Genomic DNA, 25,197 nt, shown 5'->3' with positions numbered 1-25,197 from the left:
AAACGGCTAGTTGATTTGATCTAAAGTTTGATCAATAACGCGTAAATGATGCGCTAATAACAAACGCTTGACCGTACCAAAGCCAGGATTTTTAGTAATCTCAAAATGGTAAAGTAATTGCTGTAAAGGCGCAGTTAGTTGAATCTCTGACCGATGTGCCGCAACGAAATGCCGTAATTGAGTCAATAAATCAAGAAACTTTTCTTTTTGGGCAAATAACTGGCCATCATCGAATGAAACAAAATGATGCATACGAATATCACCAGCAGGACCGCGGTAAGTCAGATGAATGGCTTGCCGCGTTTTTGGTGCACCCACATCAGAATAATAAGCGCCACTGATCGCATAATCGCTAAAGCCAATTTGGTAAGGCCGAAGCCGACCTAAATAAGGGGCCCAGGTGAAATGTTCATCTGGCTGATCGAGGTATTCGCCCAGATCCGCTTCGTAATGGAATGGGTCTGACAAACTGATTTGGGGCAGTTGGGTATGCTGCAGTAATTGGCGAAAGCGCGCTTCATCGGGAATAATCACAGCTTGCGGCGACCATTGGGATAATTGCTGTTGGTGCGCATTTAGATAGGTGTAATTTTGGCAAATAACGTAGGTCTGGTTAGTGTTGACGTTGGTAGAGTCACAATTGCGCTGATCAAAGTAATAGACCGATTTCAGATTGGGTTGTTGTCGTAGTTTTGTTGTTGGTAGTTGCTGCTGTGCCGAAGGTTGTAACCCATATTGGCCCACTAAGGGATTCTCGATCCACCCCACTTGCTTTTTGGGGAGAAGCAGCCGCAGTGTCTTTTTTAACGTTGGGATAGCTTTGACTGGTTCAATGATGGGGATAATGTGCTTTGTAGACAATAAAATATGTTGTAAAGCTAGTAAATCAAATTGACGGCCACGAATCAAAGGATAGTAATTATAAGGCATCGGTAAACTCCTGATTCAACGGTAATTTTGGCTGGTGTTGGCTCAACTGCCAAAGTTGCAGCTGAGTTTGGGTTAACTCGGCCTTTAACGCTGCAATTTCTGCTTGCGCTTGCGCCAATGCCGTTGTTTCATAATCGGCCATCAGCGTGGTATAAAAATTATCGGTTAGTGTATCTGAAAGATGATTGCCAGCACGTCGTTTTAGTTCCTGTACCAATTGTTGACTATGGTAGCCGCGTAAACCACTTGTGAGCCGTTTGGCCTTATCTACTTCGCGATTTAAAGAATGTATAAAACGTAGCTCTATTTGGGCTGCTTTAAGTTTCAAAGGTTGTTGCGGTGCCTTGCGATAGACGGTTAAAATACCAGGGTTTGGTAAATGTCGCAGTTGCCGCAGTTGAGCATCAAAATAATCGAACACTAAAATGCCAACCGTACTAGGGACTTCTGCGGCTACTTGGGCAATTAAGTGGCGCGGTAATACAAAATAGTTGTAGTCACCTATAAAGGAAAGCTTAGCTTTAGAATGAAAATCAGCTTTGGTAACTTTCAATTCAAAGCAAGTGTAACGGCCTTGGGTATCACGACTTAAAGTGTCCACGATGCCTTGGTCATCAGGTAGGCTGACTTCTTCGACGACTAATTGGCCTTGTTCGCGACAATAGGCATAAAGTGTTTGTTCGATATCTAAAGTTTCGATCGTTTTCAAAAAGGATATACCTCCAATTTTGAGTTCGCAGCTATTTCAGTTTAATCACGCCAAAAGTCTGTAATTATGTGGGCCAATTCCTGGGGATTATGGGCGACTGTCAATTGTTGCTGCCAATGAGCCGGAAAATATTGTTGATAATTAGGTGTTAAAAAACGTTGATCTAATAATAAAACGATGCCACGATCGTTTAACTGCCGAATGAGGCGACCAGCAGCTTGGCGAACATTGTTCATACCTGGCAATTGATAAGCATAGGCAAAGCCACGACCGTTTTTGATGTCAAAGTAATCTTTTAACGTGTTATTTTCTAACGAAAGGCCAGGTAGACCCACAGATACGACGGCAACCCCAATCAAACGATCCCCAGTGAGATCGATACCCTCTGAAAAGATCCCACCTAACACGGCAAAACCAACTAAAGTTTGCTGAGGCTCAGCCGTGAATTGTGTCAAGAAGTCCTGACGTTCGGATTCAGACATAGCACTGGTTTGGGCGATGGTAGCGATGTCTGGTGCTTGAGCTTCGAAATCTGCGCGGATTTGTTCCAATAAATGGTAAGAAGGGCAAAAAACTAAATAGTTGCCCTTTTTACCTTGAGCTAGGGCATGAATACTAGCGGCGATTTTAGGGATATTTCGATCACGCGTACGATAGGTCGTTTGAATATAACTAGAAATAATAATGCGCTGATTTTTTGGCGGAAAGGGACTGGGTAAACGGTAGGCTAAAGCGTTCGGACTACCTAACACCTCGCGATAATAGGTGGTAGGTGAAAGGGTTGCTGAGAACAGAATACTGGCTTTCCCTTTTGCCAGAGCGGTATCCAAATGAGCTTGAGGATCCAAACAGAGTAATTTTACAGCCAACTGCGTGTCATTAATGCTACGGATCTCCGTTCGATAACTAGCATCATAAAAGTCAGCAATACGACTGAAAGTTAGAGCCGTCAAATAGTAATTGAGGACAGCTTGACTCAAGGGTGTGTCATCTTGGGTCTTTAACCAATCGTGGGCCCGTTCAATGAAGTTAGCAATCCGATCCAGGAGCTGTAAAGGTGCAGCGTCCTTGATCATTTCGGTTTGATTGGCGTGTTCTAGGTCAGTGCTTAACAAGGTAAATTCATCCAGCAAACGATGACAACTATTCAGTAAATATTTGGTCGGTCCAGTAACTCTAGGCAAGGCATCAAACAAACGGATCAATTCAGTCAAACCTTGATCGTTTATTTGTGTAGAATACATGTTACGAGAACGGTCAACTAAATTATGGGCCTCGTCAACCAAAAAAACGGCACCTTCAGCTTTATCCGCAAAAAAACGTTGTAAGAAAACCATTGGATCAAATAAATAATTGTAATCACAAATGATCACATCGGCAAACAAACTGGTGTCTAAAGAAAGTTCAAAAGGGCAGAGCGTGTGCTTGCGCGCATATTGCTCAATCGTTCCCCGGTCTAAATTATCTTCATGGTTCAAAAGATCCCAAATACCATCTTTCCGGCGGTCAAAATAACCATCAGCAAAGGGACAATGTTCAGGTGTACAAATCCGTTCATCCATAAAACAAATTTTATCTTTGGCGGTCAGCGTAATCGATTTAAGCTGAGCCCCGGCTGCACGTAATTGGGTCAAACTCTTTTCGGCCACGAGCCGTGTACTTTGCTTGGCCGTTAAATAAAAGATACGATCTACGGCGTTAGCACCAATGGCCTTGACCGTAGGAAATAATGTTGCCATGGTTTTGCCAGTACCGGTGGGCGCTTCGACGAATAAACGCTGCTCACTGAGAATCGTTTTATAGACACTTGCTGAAAGATCACGTTGTTTGTTGCGAAATTTGGCGAAGGGAAATTTTAATTTTGCAGCAGCTTGCTGCCGGTTTTGGTGCCACTTGGACTCAAATACCAGCCAGCCTTGATAGTCGTCTAAGATTGGTTCGGCATAAGCCGCCAATGCCTCAGCTGTGAACGTTTGCTGCGTCCGGGAAATTTCTTGGGATAGCGTTTGATAATAGGTTAACTGCAAGGTGATCTGAGGTATTTTTTTATTTTTGGTGAAAATATAACCGTAAAATTTCAACTGAGCCCAGAACAGATCTAGTGTATTTTGCTCAAGCTGCTCAAATTCAGTTTCTGAAGTTTTGATTTCATCGATGGTGTATTGGTCATTTAGCTCATCATAGATCAAACCATCCATACGGCCGTCCACGATAATTTCCTCACCTGTGCTCAAAGTCAAAGGCAATTTGAGAGTAACTTCTTTTTGATAATTTTTAGGTGCCTGACGTTGCAGTTTTTTATGAATGCGGGTGCCTTCCAAAGCCGTGTGGTCGGAGCTACTGGCACGCTGGTCAATACTGCCATGCTTTTCTTCAAATTCTACAATCGTGCGGACACCGATGCGCCGTTTTGCCATGTGCTCAGTTCCTTTCTCTCATGTTATACTATCACAAGTTAGCGCTAAGGACTTACATAGACAGTCTTGTTTAGATACGTTATGATAAGTTTGTTTCAATAATATTAGGGAGTAATTTTTTTATGGATATTAAAGTTCAAGACTTTGTTGACAAAGTTCAAGACAGTCAATTTCAACGGCATCAAGAAACTAAAACGACAACCCAGGTCAACCGCTCAAGCCTGCAAAAATTAATGTCCCCGATAATAGCAGCCTTATCGGAAGCTGTTGCCACTGGTCATTTGGCGCAAGTTTCATTAGATATCACCGGTAAAACCCAAGTCTCTTATCGATTGGAAACGGGTGTCATTAATTTACCATTCGAAAATAGTAATAAAGTTTTTCAATTTTTAGATTTGGAAAGTACCGTACCTGTCAAAATTTATTTGATCACGCAAGCTGAAAATCTCAATGCTTCTCATTTTCATATTGATGAAATGGGGCCAGCGGACGAATTGATGGCTGATGAAGCGGGAATGACGGCTGCGATCATGGCTAAAGTTCAAGAAACATGGCAGTATTTAGTCGATCATCCCGAATTACCCAAATCAAAATCAGCATCCAAAGCTAAAACAACTGCTAAAAAAACGACAGCCAAAAAAGCAGCGACACGTAAAACAACAAAAAAAGCAACAACAGCTAGACGGACAAAAACCAGACAAACGAAATAGAACAGTATAGGGAGCAGGATAATGTTAAATCAAGTTTTAATTTTATTAGCTGCTGGTTTAGTAGCTGGCATTTTGGGTGCAATTTTAGGTCTTGGTGGGGGGATTATTTTAACACCGTTTTTGACATTAGCATTGGGGTTAAATATCAAATATGCGATTGGTGCTAGTATCATTGCGGTGATTGCTACCAGTTCAGGGGCAACGATTGCTTATTTAAAAGATGAAATGCTAAATTTACGTGTGGCCATGTTTTTGGAAATTGCAACCTCTGTGGGGGCAATCGTGGGGGCACTTTTGACGGGCATCGCGCCGACAAGCTTTTTATTCGTCTTGTTTGGGGCATTGCTGGTTTTTTCTGGATACAATATGATTCGTAAATTACGCAGTAAATCTGATGGAACAGTCAATGCGGAAGATGATAAATGGGCTAAAAAATTAAATTTAGACGGCCAGTATTATGATAAAGTGGTCCAGCGAGAAGTCAGTTATCACGTCAAAAATGTACCAGGTGGCTTTACGATGATGTTTGGTGCCGGACTAGCCAGTGGGTTATTAGGCATCGGGTCAGGTGCCTTTAAGGTGATCGCCATGGATACGATCATGAAGATGCCCTTAAAACCTTCTAGTGCTACCAGTAACTTAATGATGGGGGTCACGGCTGCCGCAAGTGCCACAGTTTACTTTTTCAATGGTTCGATTCGACCCGAGATTGCAGCACCGCTTGCTTTAGGTATTTTGACAGGAGCAACGATTGGGTCAAGATTGATGCAGCATTTACGCGCTAAAGTCATTCGGATCATCTTTATTCCGATTATTCTGTATATGGGGATTCAAATGGTCTTACGTGGATTTGGGGTGAGCTTTGGATGAAGTCAAAAGCTAAAGAAATGCACGATGTGGAAATCATCATTGGCCAAATCTTGCGAATCGGTGTATTTATATCAGCGACAGTTATTATTATTGGTCTAATGCTTTATCTGATTACGGGAAGCAGTGGCTACGCTAATAATATGTTTCCAACTGCACCACACATCATTTTTCAAGGAATCTTGGCTTTGAAGCCCTTTGCCATCATTATGCTGGGGATTTTTTTATTGATTTTAACGCCAGTATTACGTGTCGTCGTTTCAATTTATGCTTTTTATAAAGAATCAGATCATTTATACGTTATTATTACAATTATCGTGCTGATTATTTTGATAATCTCAATGATCATCGGTTATTTTGGCAAATAGCGCAAGGTAAAGAAACACAACAAATGAGCACTGACAAGAACTATGATAATATCGAATTTTCTATTTTAATGAGTTGTTATTAGGAACGCACGTTACTTTTGGTATACATCTAAAATTAAGTTATTCGCAAATAAGTAGGCATCGACGAATTTTGTTCTTCGTCGATACTTGCTTATTTTTTTATGCAAAATATAATTACCAAGTCATTAAAAAATAAATACAAGTGTTAATTTGTTCCTATTAAATAAATATATTAATCAAAATAAATGAAAAAAATTGGTATGTGTGTTAACATGGCTTACGTAAAGTAACCATATTACGGGGGAAGGTATTAGCGTAATGGTACACAACCAGAGTAAGCATAGTTTGAAAGTAATAAATAAATTGGTATTGGTTATTTTTTTTATAATTGGTAGTTATTTGTTTTTGCTGTCTGGTGCAACAAATAGCAAGCGGGCTCGAGCTGCCGATACGGATACCACCAGTACCACACTCCAAAAGCCATATGCTCAGCCGGAGCTAAATGATCCGGTCAAAGCTAAAGCTTATGTCGATCATGTCGTTGATACGACACCAGGTGTTGAAAGTCTCAGCAAGGACCAACAAGCTGCCTTAAAAAAAGAATTCGAAGAGATGATCAAACCAAACAGTTATACTTCGTTTGGCGATAATGCGCAACGAATGGCTTTAACGCAGAAATTGAATTCTTCTTATTTAGCGATGCAAGCCAAACAAGCACAGACTAACTTGAATGCTTCTTATGCGGCCAATGACCAGACAACGAACGGGATATTGTCCAAGTATGTTTATGCTCAAGAGTGGAAGCCAGATACGAGTGCTGGACCAGATGAGCTACAAGATGATGGACATGGTCATCTGTATTTGACCGGACGTTCTAAAAAAGATGGTGACAAGGACTATACGGATGGCCTAGCCCAAGTTGAATTTACGACACCTAATTATCCATGGCAGAATAATAATGATTTTCAGGTACTATCTTTTATGTACCTAACAATTAATGGTTCTATCGCTGATAAGGGCAAGTTTGATGTTGGCTATATTTCAAACTCAAAAAATGAACCTTATTTAAACGGTAAAATGCAAATGTCCGGGACTTTACCAATTAATGCCAATATTTCCTCTCTAAGATTTTTGGTGCCGCAGGCTAATTTTTTAGCTGGGAACTACGGGGCTTATGTCCGTATCCAAGTTCCCGCTGGTGTTGATGCTAATTCTTTTGTTAAGACAATTGATTGGAATCAAACCGGTGGTTCTAGTCAGTTTAATATCAATGTTCTAGGGCTACACATTCCTTTGGTAGATAACTTCATTAGTAAATATGGTGGCTTGGTTCATTTTCCACTGACTTGGTTTCCTAAATATACTCAGGTTACTAAAGAAGACCCAACTGCCTTTTATGTGGCTTTGGGTGGTGTTCCAACGGCACAAACCGTGTTCAATAATGTCGGTGTGGAATCACCAGTGGGTGGTCCAGTAGTCAATGTGCCGATTCAGGCGGCAAACAATGTCTTCATTCATCTATTGATTGGGCTGGCTTCAGCCTCATTAGGGAATTTATCGGGCCGAGCCGCGGGTTGGCTGACTTTCGACATGGGTCGTTATGGTGGTAACTATTCCTCAAACGAGTTAGATCAATTAGGTTATAGTCGTACTAAAAATAAGGATCTCTATGCTGGTGCTGATGATAGTCCTAACAAGGTTATTACCAAGGGTTCACTGCCACCCAATCCTTCTAACGTTTGGGAGGAGAACTATACCGCATATATGAGTAATGCCCTATTAGCTAAGAAAAAAGACGAAATTTTCCGTCTAGCACCAATGATGGGCGATAAGGGGTGGTTGAATGCGGCTATTAATCGAAATGAGATTAAAGGTAACAATGTTGAAACCAATTCGTTGAAGACTTGGAGTACGTACTTTGCACCGATTGATAATAATCACACAGCTTATACCGGCAATGTCTTAGATCAATATACGAATTCGGCTGATCATGATAATGCCAGTTATAATGTGAAGAATCAATTAGATAGCAACAATCAGTACAAGACAGGAGAATTCCAAGAAGTTCAAGACCCTACGGACCCCAATTTTGGTTATCATTATGTCTTAGACGGGCCGAACTTCAGACAGCGCAGTATTACAACTTATTATGACAAAGATGGCTTCTTCTCTAAGTATGATCAGAAACGTTTCTTCCGCGTACTGGACTATTTCAATAAAAAAGTCATCACCAATGCCAGCACCACAAAAATGGATCCGTTGACTACCGAAGATCCAGATACTGGCGCTTATGTTGGGCCTAATGATTTCAAGCAATTTATGAATACCCATTTTAACCGCACACTAAAAGTCTTTTATAATGGGACTTCTAATTCATCTGATGGCACCAAACCAGGATCGCCGATCAACCTAGGACCGATTAATACGAACTATATTGCAGTAACACAATGGGTCAAACCCAGCACGATTTCTTGGTCGGGGACTTCAGATACCACGCGTAACATGACGACAGGGGTAAATACCAGTCAGTTATTGTCAGGTATCATTTATTCTAAAGACGCCTGGAATGCGAAGATGTATTACCGCATTGATGATGGCAAGTGGCAACAATTTGCGCCCCTGGACAATACGGACGCTATTACGACACCGACTGTATCTAATGGCAATCCCAATGGCCCCGGACCAATTGGGGATAAGAACTTTGATATTAATGGGACACCTAATTGGCGGTTGATGCTCAAATTCAAGGATTCGGGCACTTACAAAGTTGATATTAAAGCGACTGATAATTTCGGGGTGGACAGTACCACGGGCACACCGGATCATCAGCAGCCAGGCGTGCTGACTTATAATGTCAAGGTTGGGAACGGCTATAATATCAACCGGAAATATGTCCAAACAAGTAACAATCAACCAATCAAATATCCAGATACTGGTCAAGAGGTTACGGTCAAGCCATTTTTCGCGGATACTTCCGCATCATCAACGGTCAACTTTCCTGTTTTTGATAGTCGAATGGAAGGTGTACTAGACTCACAACAACGTCAAGAATTGGGTGTGGAATATCATTTGGACTATGTCACATTGGATGATCCCAAGGCAACAAAACACTATGGTGCCTACGATACGATTCAAATTCCAAATATTAGTCATGACCACACAGTTTATTACCATTACACACCAATCACTTTAACATTGTCCGAGGTCCCAACTGGCATTAACTTTGGGAAGCGTGCGTTACCAAGAACTGGACAGAAACCGACTTTCTTACCGAGAAAAGTGGCTGGTCATTTAACGGTGACAACTTTTCCTGGCGTAGATGATAGTTGGAAATTGACTGTAAAAAGTAATAACTTGATGAAAGATAATGTGTATGAGGACTTCCCAGTAGCCAATGCGCTGTACTATTATAGCGATCCCAAGACAAGTACGATGCTATCGCAGGATACACCAGCTGTGGTTGAAGATACGACCGATTCCAGAAGACCGATGCCGCCAAAGACCACTGAACAAGATGGCGATACGACAAAAACTATTTACCATTTGGATGACGACTGGATTACTTCTGATCGAGGCGATTCAGATGATGTGGCCAATAATACGAAGTTTAAGTCTGGCTTTGTATTGAAACCAGAAAGCAAACCTTTTGCGGAACTACATCAAAATGTTTATAAAGGTGATATGACTTGGACTTTGACCAATAGTATTAATTGATTCATAGAGAAACTAATAGCGTTATCAGAACACTTTTTTAAAAGGTGCTTTGATGACGCTATATTTTTTTAGCATTATTTTTATGAAATAATAGCAGTTTATATATTTTTTCGGAGGGATCACTATATGACAGAAAACAAACAGGCAATTCATAAAATTGGTTACATTCGTGTGAGCAGCGCGGATGATCGGCAAAAACTTGGTTTAGAGGTGCAGCGTCATGCGTTAGAGGCACTAGAGGTAGATGAAATTTTTGAAGATAAATCCTCAGGCAGAAATGATGACCGTGCGGCGTTCAAGCAGGCAATTCAGCGCGCAAAGATTTTAAGCTGTGCTGGCCACGAAGTTGTATTCGTGGTTTATAAGTTAGATCGATTAGCACGCAAAACAAGCACATTGCTTTTGACTTACGAAACTCTGCTCAAATATAACATTCGACTGAAATCGTTAAAAGAAGAGATTGATACGTCAACACCAACGGGAATATTATTATTTCAAATGATTGCCATTTTTAGTGAATTTGAAGTCAATAATCTAAGAATGCTTACCAAAGAAGGCTTGGCACAGGCAAAAGCTGATGGTAAGCTACTAGGCCGGCCAAAAATTGATGCGACGATTAAAACTCGTGTTTTGGAACTATACCAATATCCAAATCTTCGATTAAAGGACATTGCCCGCGAATGTGGCATCAGTACTAAGAGTGTATATAATATTGCGAAAGCAGCAGGATTACAACGACATGCATAAAAAAATCTTTTATTATTCCCTAAATAATGATATTATGTGTTTCGTAATAAGGATTTAAACAATTTGTGCAATTAACGAACGTTTTTTGCACTTTGTAATCTCTGAGTTTTGATGCCCATTGGCGCTATGTTTTCATAGTCTCAATGGGTCTTTTTTTATGCCCTGAATTGTAAATTCGCGAGCGTTAAAAACGTTCGTTATTTACGCCTTTGGGTTAACTGTGTGAATTGTTCAAATCTAAAAACTAGTTTTATAGGAGGTTTTTTGATGAAGAAAACAGTTAAATATTTGGGGATCGCAACAGCGGCTTTGTTAGCGGTTGCGCCGGTAGCAGTACCAGCGGTTAGTGGTCAAGGACAAATTGGGGTAGCTAAAGCAGCTACGGCGGATTCAGACACAACTTTGCCGCCTAAAATTACAACGGCAATTCTTGCTCCAGCAGGTGGAGACTCTAGATATGTATATTCTGATAATTTGTACACAAAAAATGGCAATGACTTTGTAGATAGTCAAAAGAAAGTAGCAGATGAATATACATTACCGGCGAATACGGAGGGTTATTATTCTACTCAGGTAGCAGAAAGTGAAACTCAGGGGTCAAATAAATATTATATGATACTCGATCATAGTCAGGATAATCAGACGTATTATGTGAAAAATCTTAAGGACACTCAAATGACCACGTATGAGAAGTCTACTACTGATCCTAGTCTAACTAAATCTTATGTTAATGATAATATTCAAGGATCTCCGGTGTACATTGATAATCTTGTTAATCCTATTGTTGGGTTAGATAGCTTAAATCTAAGTTCAAAATTTAATACACCACAAGCACCAATTGCCATGTATAAAGATAGCGCTGGCAAATATAGTTCTTATTTGGTATTCAAGATAGATGGACATAATTATTTTATTGATTCAAGTGCAGTAAAAACACAAGATGCTCAGAGTGGATATGCGAGTGATTTTAATCAGATTACAACTAATCCAGATACGACGCAGCCTCAAGTTAAATTTGTGAAAAATTTACCAGCAGATCAGGTGTTAGTACCTATTAACGGCAATTTAACGAGTAGTTCGTACGTACCCGTTGAATACTTTGAACTGAGTGGGAAAAATATTACAAATGGCGGATATGCTTCTTCAGACCTTATAAAGGCTATCAATAGCAAACAACTCGGGCCGGTATCAGAGTACGTTATGACTTATGTAGGACAATCATTGTCATATTATGCCGTTAAATTCAATAATCGAATTGTATTTTTTGGATTACGTCAGGGTCAAGATGTCAAATTAGCCACTAAATCAACATCAAATAACAATCAAGGGAACAATACTAACAATCATGGTAGTTCCAATACCAACCCAATTTGGATTACACCATCACAACCAACGGACAATCAAAACAAACCAGATACCACGACAACGACCACAGATAATGATGATTCAACGGATACAACAACACCTAAAAAGAATTATTATGTTGAAAATTATCCAGACAATACCATCATCTTTTCTGAAGGCAAGGCTGCCAAGATTTACTCTGATCCACAAACCCAAGATTACACTGGCCACAATTTAGCCACCGGAATCACTGATTGGAAGACTTTGGCTGTTGCCAAAAACGCCAATGGTCAACCAATTGCTTATAAATTAGGCGAAAATCAATGGGTCAAAGCGGGTGCATTAAACTTTGAAGCACCAAAGACTGGTGTGTTAGTACTGAAACAAGGCACACAATTGTTTGATACTACTGGGAATCCAACTGGAACAATCAGTCAAAGTTTGGCATATAAAGTCTTCGCCGAACGCTTCATTAATGGAGCTCAATCCTTAAAACTTGGTTCAGACCAACAATGGGCTCACGCAGCAGATGGGGCTTATTATCCTGGCTAGAGTTTAGAATCAACAATTGAGTAAAGCATGATTGAAGCTTCTCTATCAGCAGAATAATCTTGTTTTGCTGGGGGAGCTTTTTTATTAGGGAGAGTCAATTATGAGTGATGATGTACAAGTAACGAAAGTAAAGCGCGAATTATCGCCACGAGATAATTTAAAGTCTGCCTTAAGTTTGGCGTATGCTTCGCTAGCACCAGTAGAAAAAATTGAACAGGATATTGAGCATACCCAACAAACGGTATATGAACATATCTTGCAAAAAGAAAAGCTTCGGGCTTTCTTGATTGGTTTAGCAGCGGTAGCTGTCATTGTGTATATTTTCTTTTCAAATTTCTTTGCTGCAGTCATTGTCGGTGTGATCGGCGGGGCAATTGGGGTCAAGATTGCAGATTCACGCTTTGATGTTCATAAGACTTTGCCGCGCTATCAGAATAACGATGCAGCCGTAAAGCAAGATTTAGAAAAGATTCAGACGTTACAGCAAAAACATGATGGCTTGATTGCAAACACAGGCTACCAGCGAGCTGTTGATTTTGTGCCGACCAAATACCGCCACTCGGCCGATGTGAGTTGGTTATTTACTTATCTTGACGATGGTCGCGCGGATACGCTAAAGGAAGCGATTAATATTTATGAACAGGAATTACACAATTGGCGTATGGAACAAATGCAGCAACAAATTATTGACACCACTCAGCAAGCGGCATTAGATGCAGAAGCAGCTCGAATCGCTGCCCAAAATGCAGAGGTTAATTCAGCTGCCGCTATGTATAACAGTTTTTGGAGGTGAAAGAATGAGTAATGATAGTAATTGGCTTGTTGCCTTAGTGACGTTTATTTGGCTCACTTTAATTATTGGTACGATCAAGTTGGCTTGGCATCTGGCTTTCGGTATTGGCAAATGGACCTACCATACATTAGCACCAGTATTTTCAAGCAAAGCCGCGCATCATGAAAATATGAATCGATAGTATCCGTGTCATCATGGAAAGACTGTCATTTAATCGAATATTATCAAAGCAATTAGTTTTTATGAATTTAAAAGAGTGGCCTACCACTCTTTTTTTGCTAGGACAGACAATTAATCAACATTAATATTGCTTATTTAAATTTTAAATGGAGGTCATCAAATGGCGGAAAATTTCAAGTTTTGTCCCAACTGTGGGGCACCACTACGATCTGGTGTGAAATTTTGCCCTAAATGTGGGACTAATTTGCAAACATATCAGGTAAAAAGCAATCCAACATCAGCCAGTTCAGTTAAAGATACGGTAACTGAGAATATTAATAAGGCCAAAGCAAACATTACCAACTCTGAGACTTACCAGAAAGCCAAAGAGAATATTGCCAAGTCAGAAACCTATCAAAAAGCTAAGCAAACGGCTAAAACATCTAATCAGAAATTTAAAAAGTTACCCAAAAAGCAACAACAAAAAGTTTTAGGCATCGGATTTGTGGTGCTTTTATTACTTGTTTTTGGCTTTGTGCATCATCACAACAGTTTAAAAGTACAGTTGGTTTCACATGATGTTTGGTATCTGGTTGAAGATAATGATGATCCATCGTATCCAGATGGGCCACTGTTTGCACAGGCCATCGCACTTAAATTTCAAAAGAACGGCAGCGTGGCTGAAGATTACTATGCGGGTGTTGAGCAAGCACCTAATTTTGAGAATCAACGACGATGGCAAGTTAAAGATCAGACAATCATATTTGACGGCGGCGATAACTTTGACAATATTAAGATAGATCACAAAGCTAAGGTGGATTATGAGACGGCAAAATTTGAAAAGAATAAAACTTATAAAGGTTACAGAGTATCATTTCGTGATCATGATGATCATAAACACGTTCAAGGCTATCTTGTTCATGAATAGTGACCCCAAATATACTTGTAGTAACTATTATCAAATAGATTGATTTTTATGATTTTAAGAAATAGACTTAAAACATAGATGCAGTTATTTCAGATAAAAAAACGACATTGGGGCGTAATCATGTGATTATGAAAGAAATTCTATTGTTCATGCTGTGCGCGGGCATATTGACGGGACTAACGGGTTGTGGCTCAGCGCACTCTCAGAATCAATCATCACCGAAAGTAGCGTCAAGTAAAGCATCAAGACAGGCGCAGCAACGTTCAAAGCCAAAAACTACGGCTAATTCTAAAAAGTCGGCTTCAACGAATGCAAAACCACAACAGACGTTAAAGCCAAAAGGGACAACACCAGCACGTCAAGCCAGCATGATCGAAGCATTGAGCATGTGGTCACCAACTTTGCAGCGGAACTGGCCCTACGCCGTATATACGCCGAGCCATTATGATCCGACACAACGGTATCCAGTAATTTATTTATTACACGGAATAGATGGTGATTACACTAATTTTTATAAGTTGGTAGATTCCAAGTCGATTCTTGATCAAGTAGAGCAGCGCGACCAACAGTCAGCAATTGTCGTATTTGTTCAAGGCGATAATAGCTTTTACATTGATTCTGACCAAGCCAAAATGGCCACAGCAATTACTCAAGAGCTGCCCCAGCAATTAGACCGGCAATATGCCATTGCTGCAGGGGCTAAGAACCGGGCTATCGGTGGAATTTCCATGGGCGGTTATGGTGCCATGAGTCTGGCTTTTCAACACACTGATCAATTTTCGTTAGCTTTTGGGATTTCACCAGCGGTTTGGTATCAGGTACCAGCTGGTTTTCAAGCACCTGGACGTGTACCCGTTTTTAGTGACTCGAATGGTAACTGGTCTCAAGAAAAATGGCAGCAGGCATTTCCAACGCAATTTTTAAAGCAAGCAAGCGGACACGTTAAGATCATGTTAGCTTCTTCCAAGCAAGATACCACGGTGCCAGTAGCTAATGTGGTTCGATTTGCGGACGAGACAAAAGCGGCAGGTGTGGACACAACGCTAGAATTGGATAATTTTGGGGGACACACGTTTCCTTATTGGGGGCAAGTCTTGCCTAATGCTTACAGCTGGACTTTGCAACAATTTAAACATCAGGGAGGATAATCATAATGGCTGAAGATTTAAAATTTTGTCCTAATTGTGGGGCTCAGATTAAAGACGATGATGAGTTTTGTCCCAATTGTGGTTTTGATTTGAAGCAAGCACGCCGTGAACCAGTAGAAGCCAGCAAAAAAGTTGAAGCTGGATGGACTGGTAAGCAAGGCGACGGAGCACAACCACAAGCATCCGAACCAGAACCAGCCACAGATGTTGCGCCTAAAACTGCGCCTAAGGGATCTTTTGAACGACCAGCGCCTGACAAAGCAATGGACACCGTATCAAAACCAAATAAACCGCATCGACGTTGGCCATGGCTATTAGTCTGTGTCTTATTACTTATTGGCGTCGCTGGTTATTTTACGGGTAAGTCAGTTTATGCGAAAGACAAACAAGTGGCCGTGCTGATCAACCAATTAAATAGTTCTAATAGCCAGAATGTGACCCGTGCTTTAACTAGTAAAGATGAAAATTTACATTTGAATAAACAAACAGTACAACCATTTATGACTTTTCTAAAACAAGATAAGTCATACATTTCACGCCTAAAAACAGATTTGATCAGCTCTGGGCACTCGGCTGATGATGATTTTAAATTGACTGAAGTGGGTCGCTACTTTTTAATTTTTCCTAAGTATAAAATTCAAGTGCAGGCACTGTATCCAACTTTGAAAACCAATCATAAAGCTGATGTCACCCTTAACACCGAGTTGTTGAAGCCGACCACAGGACACACGTACAAAGTCGGGCCTTTGATGTTAGGCTCTTATCAAGTCCAAGCTAAAGCCAAGCTAGCAAATAAAGTAGTTGTCGCGCATAAACAATTGGTACCTCTTAAAGATAGTCAGTTGGTTGAACTGGATTTGAAAGCACCGAAGCAACAAACGGCGAATACAACAAAGCAGAAAACCAGTGACGATATGACGAGTAACGGGATCACTGAAAGTCGGGCTAATAAAGATGGTGTCACGGCACATGATGATTCTAGTTCTGATGAAGATACCAATACCAATCATGATCGGCGTTGGTATGAAGATCTAGTCATGACCTACGATGATGACATTTCCTTTGAAGATACGAATTGGGAAATCTCTACACCAGCTGATAATATGAAAGAAATTCGAGCTTATGATAAATCCGATAATACCTTGGAAGGTGCTTATCGCTATGATATGCTGCATCATTTATTAAGTAAGTATGATGACGATACCGGCAAATGGACGCTTCTAAATTAAGTTTCCATACAAAAACTGCGCAACGAAATTTCCGTTGCGCAGTTTTTTGAATGACATAAATAATGTTAGTGTTTATTTGTCTTTTGGTAGGCCAATATTATAATCATCGTCTTGCATAGCTTCTACATGGCCTAGTAGGTAGCCATTACCGACTTGAGAGAAGAAATCATGATTTGCTGTTCCAGTTGATAGGCCATTCATTACAATTGGGTTCACGTCATCAGCAGTATCTGGAAAGAGGGCATTTTGACCAAGATTCATTAGAGCCTTATTGGCGTTATAACGCAAGAACGTCTTAACATCATCGATCCAGTCAGTTCCAGCGTACAAGGTCTCAGTATAGCTCTCTTCATTATCATATAGTTCATACAATAAATTATACATCCAGTCTTGCATTTTCTCTTGTTCTGCTTCTGAGAGCTCGTTAAAGCCTAGTTGGAATTTATAACCAATGTAAGTACCATGAACAGATTCATCACGAATGATCAATTTAATGATCTCGGCCACATTGGCAAGTTTATTATTGCCTAAGTAATAAAGCGGGGTATAAAAACCAGAGTAGAATAAGAAAGTTTCTAGGAAGACACTAGCGACCTTTTTCTCTAACGGGGTGCCACTTTGATAAATCTTGTTGACGATCTTAGCTTTCTTCTGTAAGAATTCGTTGGTATTCGTCCATTCGAAGATTTCATCGATTTCTTCGCTTGTATTCAAAGTACTGAAGATGGAAGAATAACTTTTGGCATGGACAGACTCCATAAATTGGATATTATTAAAAACGGCTAATTCTTGCGGCGTCCGGACGTCTTTGCGTAATTGATCGATGCCATCTTGAGATTGTAAGGTATCTAGCAAAGTCAAACCGCCAAAAACGTGACCGACAACATTTTTTTCAGTAGCATTTAATGTGCGCCAATCATCTAAGTCATTGGATAAGGGAATCCGGGTATCCAACCAGAATTGTTCGGTTAATTTCTCCCAGGTTGATTTGTCGATCAAATCTTCAATTGCGTTCCAGTTTATTGCTTTATAGTATGTGCTATCAGTCATTGTAATGCTCCTTATGTAAGTAAACTAGTCAGTTGCAATATGACTGACTAGTTAAGGGTTATTTCATAAATTAAACAAGTTACCAAAGTAAATTAGCTATGTTCACGCTCTATCAAACGCGCTCACAAGACCACCTTTCTCCCACAACTACGGATTTATGTGTGGTGAAAGGCAACCACCACAAAATCCTAGGTTGATGTTCGAAAGCTAAACGGTCTTGTTTTACGCTCTTAAATAATGCAGCTTTCGCAGTCATTACTACCGATTTCCTGTGAGTTATCAGTAAATGTCCGAACATAATAGATGGATTTAATACCTTTATAATAAGCATAATTTCTTAAAATACTCAAGTCACGCGTTGTTTGTTCGGATTCGTGCTTCCATTCATATAAACCGGCAGGAATCGTCGAACGTAAGAATAACGTTAAACTCATACCTTGGTCAATGTGTTGTTGTGCTGCGGCATAAACATCAATGACTTTCCGCATATCCGTGTCATAGGCTGAAGTGTAGTAAGGTAACGTATCGTTATCTAGCAATGGTGCTGGGAAGTAAAGTTTCCCATTTTTCTTTTCAGTTCTTTCTTCCACTAACCGAGTAATTGGATGCAGACTAGCAGAAGTATCGTTGATGTATGAGATTGATCCTGTTGGTGCTACAGCCAAGCGGTTTTGATGATACAAACCGTCGCGTTGCACAGCCATTTGTAAGATAGCCCAATCGGATTCTTCCGGAATGAAGACATCCTTAAAGAGTGCTTGGACGCGTTCTGATTTTGGTGCAAAAGATCGTTCGGTATATTTCTTGAAGTAAGAACCGTCGGCATATTTTGATTTTTCAAAATTATGGAAGGTTTCATGGCGCTCCTTAGCAATTTGATTACTTTCAACCAAGGTCCAGTAGTTCAAGAGCATGAAGTAAGTACTGATAAACTCTAAAGAGTCTTTAGAACCATATTCAATATGATTCTTAGCCAAATAAGTATGCAAGCCCATTGCACCTAGACCAATTGAATGGCTTAGTTTGTTACCATATGCAATTGTTGGCACAGCTTTGATATCTGATTCATCAGTTACAAATGTCAAAGCACGGGTCATCGTCCGAACAGATTTACCAAAATCGGGGCTAGCCATTAAGTTGACGATATTCGTGGAACCTAAGTTACAAGAAACATCGGTACCCATTTTAACGTATTCTTGACTATCATTTAATAACGATGGTGTTTGAACTTGTTGAATTTCAGAGCAAAGGTTACTCATGATGATTTTGCCATCGATAGGATTGTCACGATTGACCGTATCAATGTTTAAAATATAAGGATAACCGGACTCTTGTTGCAGTTTACTGATCTCGTTTTCTAAATCCCGAGCCTTGATCTTATATTTTTTGATGCGGTCATTTTGGACCATGTTGTCATATTCTTTAGTAATATCCACGTAAGAGAAGGGCACACCATATTCCCGTTCAACCGAATAGGGACTAAATAAGTACATATCTTCGTTATTACGAACTAACTCGTAATATTTGTCAGGCACGATCACACCTAAAGATAATGTTTTGACCCGGATCTTTTCATCAGCATTTTCTTTTTTGGCAGAAAGGAAATTAATAATATCTGGATGGAAAACATTCAAGTAAACAGCACCAGCACCTTGACGCTGACCGAGTTGGTTGCTGTAGCTAAAGCTATCTTCTAACAATTTCATCACCGGCAAAACACCGCTAGAAGCGCCATCAATACCTTTGATAGGCGAACCAGCTTCACGTAAGTTGGACAAGGTAATACCAACACCACCGCCAATGCGCGAAAGTTGCAGGGCACTATTAATGCCACGACCGATGCTGTTCATATCGTCCGTGATTTGAATCAAGAAACAAGAAACAAATTCACCGCGGCGCTTACGACCCGCATTTAAAAATGAAGGCGTTGCTGGTTGATAACGCTGATGAATCATTTCATCGGCCAAAGACATGGCTAGGTCTTCATTGCCATCTGCAAAGTATAAGGCATTGATCATAACTCGGTCTTCAAAAGATTCTAAGTATTCTTCACCATCGTCTGTTTTAAGCGCGTATTGATTATAAAATTTATATGCAGCCATGAAAGATTTGAAAGTGAATTCTTGATCAGCTAAATAATTGTGGATGCGATCGATGAATTCTGGGGTGTATTTACTGAGAAAGCCAGCTTCCAAGTAACTGTTTTTAACCAAAAAGTCTAATTTATCATGAATTGAATCAAATTTTTTTGTGTTTGGAACCACGTTTTCCTTGAAAAAGGCTGTCAAAGCCTCTTTATCACGATTTAGCGGGATTTTTCCGTCAACTGGACGGTTCAATTCATTATTCAACTTGAAATATGATACATCACTGATATTAATTTCTTTAAGACTCAAGTTCAGTCACCACTTTCTTAAAATTCACTGTTTTCTTGGCTGTACACTAAATTCAAAAGTAAAAACCAAGGGTACATGTCGTCCCTTGGCGAGATCTTTGACCGTATAAATGTCATTTGGTTGGCGTTAAAGCCCACTACCGTTCATTAAATCCGAAATAAAGTTTGCTTGAACTTTGGAGTTAAAAAATCGATGACAGCAGTCATTTTGTCGTCATCGTATGTGGCAGGCACGCCCAATGATTAGGCTACAATTAGTTGCTTAGCCGACTAATGTTTTTAATTGGTCTGGCCGGAAGCCGATAATTGGACCTTGTTCTTTAGCCATGACGATTGGCACACTCTTGAAGCCTTGCTCTTTTAATGTATCAACATATTGTGGTTCTTCATTAATATTACGTTCTTCGTAACCAATGTGGTGTTCTTTCAAATAGCGTTTTGTCATTTTGCACTGCATGCAACCGTTTCTTGTATAAATAACAACATTATTCATATTGATAGCCTCCTTGGAACGCGGTTCTAAGTTTTTTATTTTATTGATTCAAAGTGTGTGTCCCGTGTCCGATTAATTAACTGTGACTATAATAGCAGAATTTTGACTCAAACACAATATATTGTGTTCCAAAATTTGAAACAGTCCAAATAGTGTGGTCATGCACTAATTATTCCGAATGTCAATATATTCACTGTAAAAAAATAATTTTGTCATGGGACCCGTCATTAACCAATTTAAAGGCTGGCTAGTCATAAAATAACACGATGATTGACGAATGAATTGTCTGTCAAACATCAAAAAAGTTCAGTTAAGCTTTTTTTGCCTAACTGAACCCTTAATTGATCGTAAATAGATAACGCTAGATATGGTAGGTCACGATTAGCAACATATGTAGGGCCTACCTATTAAAAGCCGCATATATCGGTTGTTCAACATGCGCTAGTTCTGATTTGAGAATGGTTGCCATTCGATGAATCCCTTCATAGATATTTGGGATAGATTGACCAGTAAAGTTTAAACGGGCCGCATTATTATGCTGCTTAGATGGGAACAGATTCTTAGCTGGAACGTAAGAGACATTGCCTTCAGGCATCATACGTTTGATAAGCAGCTGGCCCATGTCGATTTGAGTTGGCGCTGTCAGCCAAATGAAGAAACCACCGGTGGGCGTATTGTAATGAATTTGGTTAGGCATCTCTTGTTGCAGAGCCGTCAGCATGGCGTTCATTTTTTGGGTATAGCTGTCACGGATCACTTGAATATGGGCATCTAAATCATTTTGATCTAGATAAGTATTGACCCCTTGCATGATGACGCTAGAAGTTTCCACGTCACTACCAGCTTTTAATTCGACTAAATTATCAAATAGTTCAGTTTCAGCCGTGAGCCAACCTAAGCGTAGACCAGGTGCCAAAATTTTTGAGAAACTGCCCAAGTTAATAACACGGCCATTGGTGTCTAGAGATTTTAGTGAAGGCAAGGTATGTTGATCGTAGGTCAGATCGCGATAAGGTGAGTCCTCTAAGATAATGAAATTATAGCGTTCCGCTAATTGGATCAAGGTTTGCCGCTTGGATAAGGACATAACCGTGCCAGTTGGGTTTTGATAATCAGGAATCGTATACAACAACTTAATATCGTATTGCAGTAACGTTTTTTGCAGTTGTGTGGTATCTAGACCGTCAGCAGCCACTGGAATTTCATAATAAGTGGGTTCATAAGCATCAAAACTAGCTAAAGCCCCAATGTAAGTCGGTGCTTCCACGGCTAAGCCATCACCAGGATCTAAGACTAAGCGCGCGACTAAATCAATACCTTGCTGGGCGCCTTGAGTCAGCATAAGTTGGTCAGCATGAGCGGGCGTCCCAGTTTGATTAAGATGTTGAGCGATTTTTTCACGCAGCGGTTTCAAACCCAAGCTGTCGTGGTATTGCAATGTATCATTACCTGGGCGATCAAAGATATCACTAAAAGCTTTTTTCAAAGCTGCTTTGGGAAAAAGATCTTCCGCCGGAAAGCCTGCGGCAAATGAAATCAAATTGGGGTTACTGGCTGCAAAGACATCCCCCAAACCTGATTGTGCGGTTCTGCTAACGCGACGTGCTAATCTTTTCTCCATAATAGTCACTCCTAAGACCTTTATTTACTGACTATTATGATATACTGGTCTTTAAAACAAGTAAAATTCAACTTTTTCATAATTAAATGAATAAAATTCATCTAAGCTAAGATAGGAGTCATATGGCTAATTTCAGTTATGAAGTTTTTACTACAGTTGTTGAGAAACAAACTTTTTTTGCTGCAGCTAAAGTTTTGAATGTGACACCGAGTGCGGTCAGTCATTCTATTAATCAATTTGAAAAGGACCTAGGGTTTCCAATTTTTATTCGTCACCGGACGGGGGTTCAATTAACCGATGAAGGGCGACGTATTCTGCCAATTGTACGGCAGATTTTAAATACCGAAGGCCGGCTGCAGCAAGAAGCTGATGATATCAAAGGCCTCAACGCTGGTTTGATTCGCATCGGAGCTTTTAGCAGCGTTTGTATCAATTGGCTGCCAGATATTATTCGAGGCTTCCATAAACAATATCCCAAAATCGAAATTCAGCTCTACCAAGGGGCATTCAATGATATTGCGGAACAAGTTCGCCTGGGCAGTATTGATATTGGATTTTCCTCATTGCCGGTTTCAGATCAATTGATTGTTGAACCGTTGATTGAGGATCCGATTTATTGCATCACACCACAAGAATTTCACCCGGTTAATGGGCAATATATTTCGGATCAAGATATTGGCAAGCAAAATTTCATTTTGCAGCAGATCGATTACGATCGGGATACAAAACTAGCCCTGGATCGTTATAATGTCACGCCTAATTCCATTTCTTATTCCATTGATGATCAGTCGATTCTTTCGATGGTTGAGTCTGGATTAGGATTGGGTATTCTACCGCAGCTGGCGTTGACCAAATTGACTGGTAACGTCAACCATTATCCGTTCTCGGAGCCTTTCAAGCGGACTTTATGTCTCGTGACGAATAAGATCCAAGCACAGACGCCAGCAACGCAACATATGTTACAGGCCATCCAAGATTATTTGCGTGGCCGCTATCAGGAAAAATATTTGGGTGTTTAGCAACTGAGCTCTAACAAGAACCCACAACAAATGGTGGACTTTCCATTTAAGTACGTCAGCGTTAGTTTTGTTTCAGCCACACGGAATTAAATTATTTGATCATATGGCTAATCTATTCAGAACAAAATTAACTAGGTTTATTTTCAATAGCTCGTGGAACATGTATAATTATTTTCAGTAATAAGATTAAGGAGTAAGCAAATGTCAGCTTGGAATTTTATTGGAATTACAGCTTGGTTGATCGTGCTCGCATGGCTTATTTTTATCATTATAAATATTCGCCAACGGCATTTGAGAATGATCATTAAAGAACGTCAGCGTTTTTCCGCGAAGCATTTGATTTTAGATATTGTCGAGATTTTTGTTTTCTTCATATTATTTATCGGAATGATGTACGTGACCTTTTTCAGAACGCCCAATTTGAAGGCAACTGATGAAGTTAAATTAACTTATAGCTACAAACCGTTAGTCTTGCAAACCAATGGCTCGCAAGGATACTTTGTCAAAGTCCAAAATGGTGGGACAAAACGTTCGACGCAGTATTATACTTATTGGGTCAAAGGTGCACGGTATGAAGTTTCATCTAATTATGCCACGATCACCTCAACATCAAAGCCATTAACGGTAAATAATACGGGTATTCCTTGGCCAAAGGTTCAATTGAATCGTATCGATGAGCAAATGCAACAAGCATTTGTTGCCCGGGCAAAGGGAACCTATCAACCTAACTTTATGAACGGTTTAGGTCTACATGTGGGCCATACCGCGGTGGATTACTTTTTGATTCGGGTACCGGCAGATACTTTTATTGAGACTGAGGCACAGAATAATGACTAGAATTTTTATGAGAGTGGTGCAATTTTTTGAGTAGAGTGATAAAGCAGCTGGCCAAAATTGCCGGCATCGTGGTCGTTGGGTTGATTTTATTTGTGGGTGCTTATAAAGGCTCACAATTAGTCAAACGACATTTTGAACAGCAACGTGTTGCAAATATGTACCAGAATTTTCGCAAGCAAGGTAAAATTCGTGTTGGCAAGTACCAGTATATTTATTTAACTGATTATGGTCGACGACGCTTGCAATCAGATATGTCTTTTAAAGATAGCAAGCATAAAAAGACACCGGCAACGGCGTATATTGTGAATCATACGCGACAAGTTACCTTTAATTACGTTGCGGAGACTAAGTTGCCAATGACTATCAAAAAAGGGACACAGCTTAATTTTGAAGCACCTTTTCGACTGGAACGTTCAGCTGATTTTAAATTGAAATTGTTAGCTGACACCGCAAAACCGGTCAAGTATCAAACTGGAAATATCAATTTACCTGCCAAACACAATAAGCACGGTAAAAAGTTGAATGTAATTGTGGGCTACAATTTAGACAAGGATAGTGACTTGATCAAGGATCTACAGCCCTTGACACAGCGTGCTGGACAGACGATTACTTATCAAATTCAAAATGAAGTCTTGACGACTGGTAAAATGAAGAAGAACAACTTTTCTAAGCTCAGTAAGGCACCTAATATTGATGTGCCAAGTACTTGGCTAGCCAAGCATCAATTGGTAGCTAATTTTGAAACCCTGAAAGATATTTCAAATCCTAAACCCCGGTTTAAAGCTACCTTAGATGGACGTGATGTCAGTCATGAAATCACGCTGTCAACTAAGCTAAAGACTGACAAGCATTTCGAAAAAGACTGGCAGACAACCTTTAACTTATCATCTAAATTAAAGCAGGCGGTAGCTGAGTCTAAATCTAAACGTTTAAAAATTACGGCCGCATATTATGGGCGTTCGGTAGAAGCTTACTACTATGACGGTAATAATCTCTCTGGTTTATATGAATATGGACACTAATTGAGTTATTCATAGTTAGGTGAGGGTATTGCCTTTTGGAACTAAACTAAAATTGTTTGTAAACAGATAGAGGCCGGAAACAAAACGCTCGTTTTGTCCCGACCTCTTGTTGTATCGGCACAAT

At 40.0% G+C, this 25,197-nt stretch carries 21 protein-coding genes; 14 read left to right on the top strand and 7 right to left on the bottom strand.

Annotated elements, in window-relative coordinates:
- Positions 1 to 6 precede the first annotated feature (6 nt).
- The 3 genes from FHQ08_RS08865 to FHQ08_RS08855 are packed head-to-tail and all read right to left on the bottom strand — an operon-like array spanning position 7 to position 4,056.
- Positions 7 to 930: a sce7725 family protein gene (locus FHQ08_RS08865; protein WP_230914054.1), complete on the bottom strand. Its 924-nt coding sequence runs from the start codon at positions 928 to 930 to the stop codon at positions 7 to 9.
- A complete protein-coding gene (locus tag FHQ08_RS08860) occupies positions 920 to 1,639 on the bottom strand; it encodes a hypothetical protein (RefSeq protein ID WP_230914053.1) in 720 nt (239 codons plus the stop codon). The genes FHQ08_RS08865 and FHQ08_RS08860 overlap by 11 nt, the downstream gene beginning before the upstream one ends.
- Before the next feature lie 41 nt (positions 1,640 to 1,680).
- Positions 1,681 to 4,056 carry an ATP-dependent DNA helicase gene (locus tag FHQ08_RS08855; protein ID WP_230914052.1) on the bottom strand — a complete coding sequence of 792 codons (2,376 nt, stop codon included), beginning with the start codon at positions 4,054 to 4,056 and terminating at the stop codon, positions 1,681 to 1,683.
- Positions 4,057 to 4,178: 122 nt separating this feature from the next.
- On the opposite strand from FHQ08_RS08855, the gene FHQ08_RS08850 reads away from it, so the two are divergent.
- From FHQ08_RS08850 to FHQ08_RS08800, 11 genes are all read left to right on the top strand, one after another.
- Complete coding sequence (locus FHQ08_RS08850; RefSeq protein WP_230914051.1) at positions 4,179 to 4,766, top strand: hypothetical protein; 588 nt, start codon at positions 4,179 to 4,181, stop codon at positions 4,764 to 4,766.
- A 21-nt stretch (positions 4,767 to 4,787) separates the two neighbouring features.
- Complete coding sequence (locus FHQ08_RS08845) at positions 4,788 to 5,636, top strand: sulfite exporter TauE/SafE family protein (RefSeq protein ID WP_230914050.1); 849 nt, start codon at positions 4,788 to 4,790, stop codon at positions 5,634 to 5,636.
- Complete coding sequence (locus tag FHQ08_RS08840) at positions 5,633 to 6,001, top strand: DUF1634 domain-containing protein (protein ID WP_230914049.1); 369 nt, start codon at positions 5,633 to 5,635, stop codon at positions 5,999 to 6,001. Before FHQ08_RS08845 ends, FHQ08_RS08840 begins: the two co-directional genes overlap by 4 nt.
- A 339-nt stretch (positions 6,002 to 6,340) precedes the next feature.
- Positions 6,341 to 9,736, top strand: a complete 3,396-nt coding sequence (locus tag FHQ08_RS08835; protein ID WP_230914048.1) for a hypothetical protein — start codon at positions 6,341 to 6,343, stop codon at positions 9,734 to 9,736.
- 126 nt (positions 9,737 to 9,862) lie between these two features.
- A complete protein-coding gene (locus tag FHQ08_RS08830) occupies positions 9,863 to 10,483 on the top strand; it encodes a recombinase family protein (RefSeq protein ID WP_230914047.1) in 621 nt (206 codons plus the stop codon).
- A 267-nt stretch (positions 10,484 to 10,750) separates the two neighbouring features.
- Positions 10,751 to 12,379, top strand: a complete 1,629-nt coding sequence (locus FHQ08_RS08825) for a hypothetical protein (RefSeq protein ID WP_230914046.1) — start codon at positions 10,751 to 10,753, stop codon at positions 12,377 to 12,379.
- A 100-nt stretch (positions 12,380 to 12,479) separates the two neighbouring features.
- Positions 12,480 to 13,172, top strand: coding sequence for a hypothetical protein (locus FHQ08_RS08820; protein ID WP_230914045.1), 693 nt, complete (start codon positions 12,480 to 12,482; stop codon positions 13,170 to 13,172).
- Between the two features lie 4 nt (positions 13,173 to 13,176).
- The gene (locus FHQ08_RS08815; protein ID WP_230914044.1) at positions 13,177 to 13,353 is read left to right on the top strand and encodes a hypothetical protein; all 177 of its coding nucleotides are present in this window, start codon (positions 13,177 to 13,179) and stop codon (positions 13,351 to 13,353) included.
- 159 nt (positions 13,354 to 13,512) lie between these two features.
- Entirely contained in the window at positions 13,513 to 14,259 is a 747-nt protein-coding gene (locus tag FHQ08_RS08810) for a zinc ribbon domain-containing protein (RefSeq protein ID WP_230914043.1), read from the top strand.
- A 128-nt stretch (positions 14,260 to 14,387) separates the two neighbouring features.
- Positions 14,388 to 15,407: an alpha/beta hydrolase gene (locus FHQ08_RS08805; protein WP_230914042.1), complete on the top strand. Its 1,020-nt coding sequence runs from the start codon at positions 14,388 to 14,390 to the stop codon at positions 15,405 to 15,407.
- 5 nt (positions 15,408 to 15,412) lie between these two features.
- Positions 15,413 to 16,636: a TcaA second domain-containing protein gene (locus tag FHQ08_RS08800; RefSeq protein WP_230914041.1), complete on the top strand. Its 1,224-nt coding sequence runs from the start codon at positions 15,413 to 15,415 to the stop codon at positions 16,634 to 16,636.
- Positions 16,637 to 16,708: 72 nt separating this feature from the next.
- On the opposite strand, the gene nrdF is transcribed toward FHQ08_RS08800, so the two are convergent.
- The 4 genes from nrdF to FHQ08_RS08780 all read right to left on the bottom strand — a co-directional run bounded on the left by nrdF (position 16,709) and on the right by FHQ08_RS08780 (position 22,195).
- Complete coding sequence (nrdF, locus tag FHQ08_RS08795; protein WP_230914040.1) at positions 16,709 to 17,686, bottom strand: class 1b ribonucleoside-diphosphate reductase subunit beta; 978 nt, start codon at positions 17,684 to 17,686, stop codon at positions 16,709 to 16,711.
- A gap of 230 nt (positions 17,687 to 17,916) precedes the next feature.
- Entirely contained in the window at positions 17,917 to 20,082 is a 2,166-nt protein-coding gene (gene nrdE, locus FHQ08_RS08790; RefSeq protein WP_230914039.1) for a class 1b ribonucleoside-diphosphate reductase subunit alpha, read from the bottom strand.
- 261 nt (positions 20,083 to 20,343) lie between these two features.
- The gene (gene nrdH, locus FHQ08_RS08785; RefSeq protein WP_230914038.1) at positions 20,344 to 20,574 is read right to left on the bottom strand and encodes a glutaredoxin-like protein NrdH; all 231 of its coding nucleotides are present in this window, start codon (positions 20,572 to 20,574) and stop codon (positions 20,344 to 20,346) included.
- A gap of 400 nt (positions 20,575 to 20,974) precedes the next feature.
- Positions 20,975 to 22,195 carry an aminotransferase-like domain-containing protein gene (locus FHQ08_RS08780; RefSeq protein WP_230914037.1) on the bottom strand — a complete coding sequence of 407 codons (1,221 nt, stop codon included), beginning with the start codon at positions 22,193 to 22,195 and terminating at the stop codon, positions 20,975 to 20,977.
- Between the two features lie 122 nt (positions 22,196 to 22,317).
- Between FHQ08_RS08780 and FHQ08_RS08775 the strand changes: the two genes are divergently transcribed.
- The 3 genes from FHQ08_RS08775 (at position 22,318) to FHQ08_RS08765 (ending at position 25,073) form a co-directional block, all read left to right on the top strand.
- A complete protein-coding gene (locus FHQ08_RS08775) occupies positions 22,318 to 23,214 on the top strand; it encodes a LysR family transcriptional regulator (protein WP_230914036.1) in 897 nt (298 codons plus the stop codon).
- A gap of 201 nt (positions 23,215 to 23,415) precedes the next feature.
- Positions 23,416 to 24,051, top strand: a complete 636-nt coding sequence (locus tag FHQ08_RS08770) for an LVIS_2131 family protein (protein WP_230914035.1) — start codon at positions 23,416 to 23,418, stop codon at positions 24,049 to 24,051.
- A gap of 26 nt (positions 24,052 to 24,077) precedes the next feature.
- The gene (locus FHQ08_RS08765; protein ID WP_230914034.1) at positions 24,078 to 25,073 is read left to right on the top strand and encodes a hypothetical protein; all 996 of its coding nucleotides are present in this window, start codon (positions 24,078 to 24,080) and stop codon (positions 25,071 to 25,073) included.
- Positions 25,074 to 25,197 lie beyond the last annotated feature (124 nt).

Source organism: Agrilactobacillus fermenti (assembly GCF_021030645.1).
In the GTDB taxonomy this organism is placed as follows: domain Bacteria; phylum Bacillota; class Bacilli; order Lactobacillales; family Lactobacillaceae; genus Agrilactobacillus; species Agrilactobacillus fermenti.
Note: the sequence above shows the minus strand (reverse complement) of the source record. Positions and strands in the feature narration are given on the sequence as shown.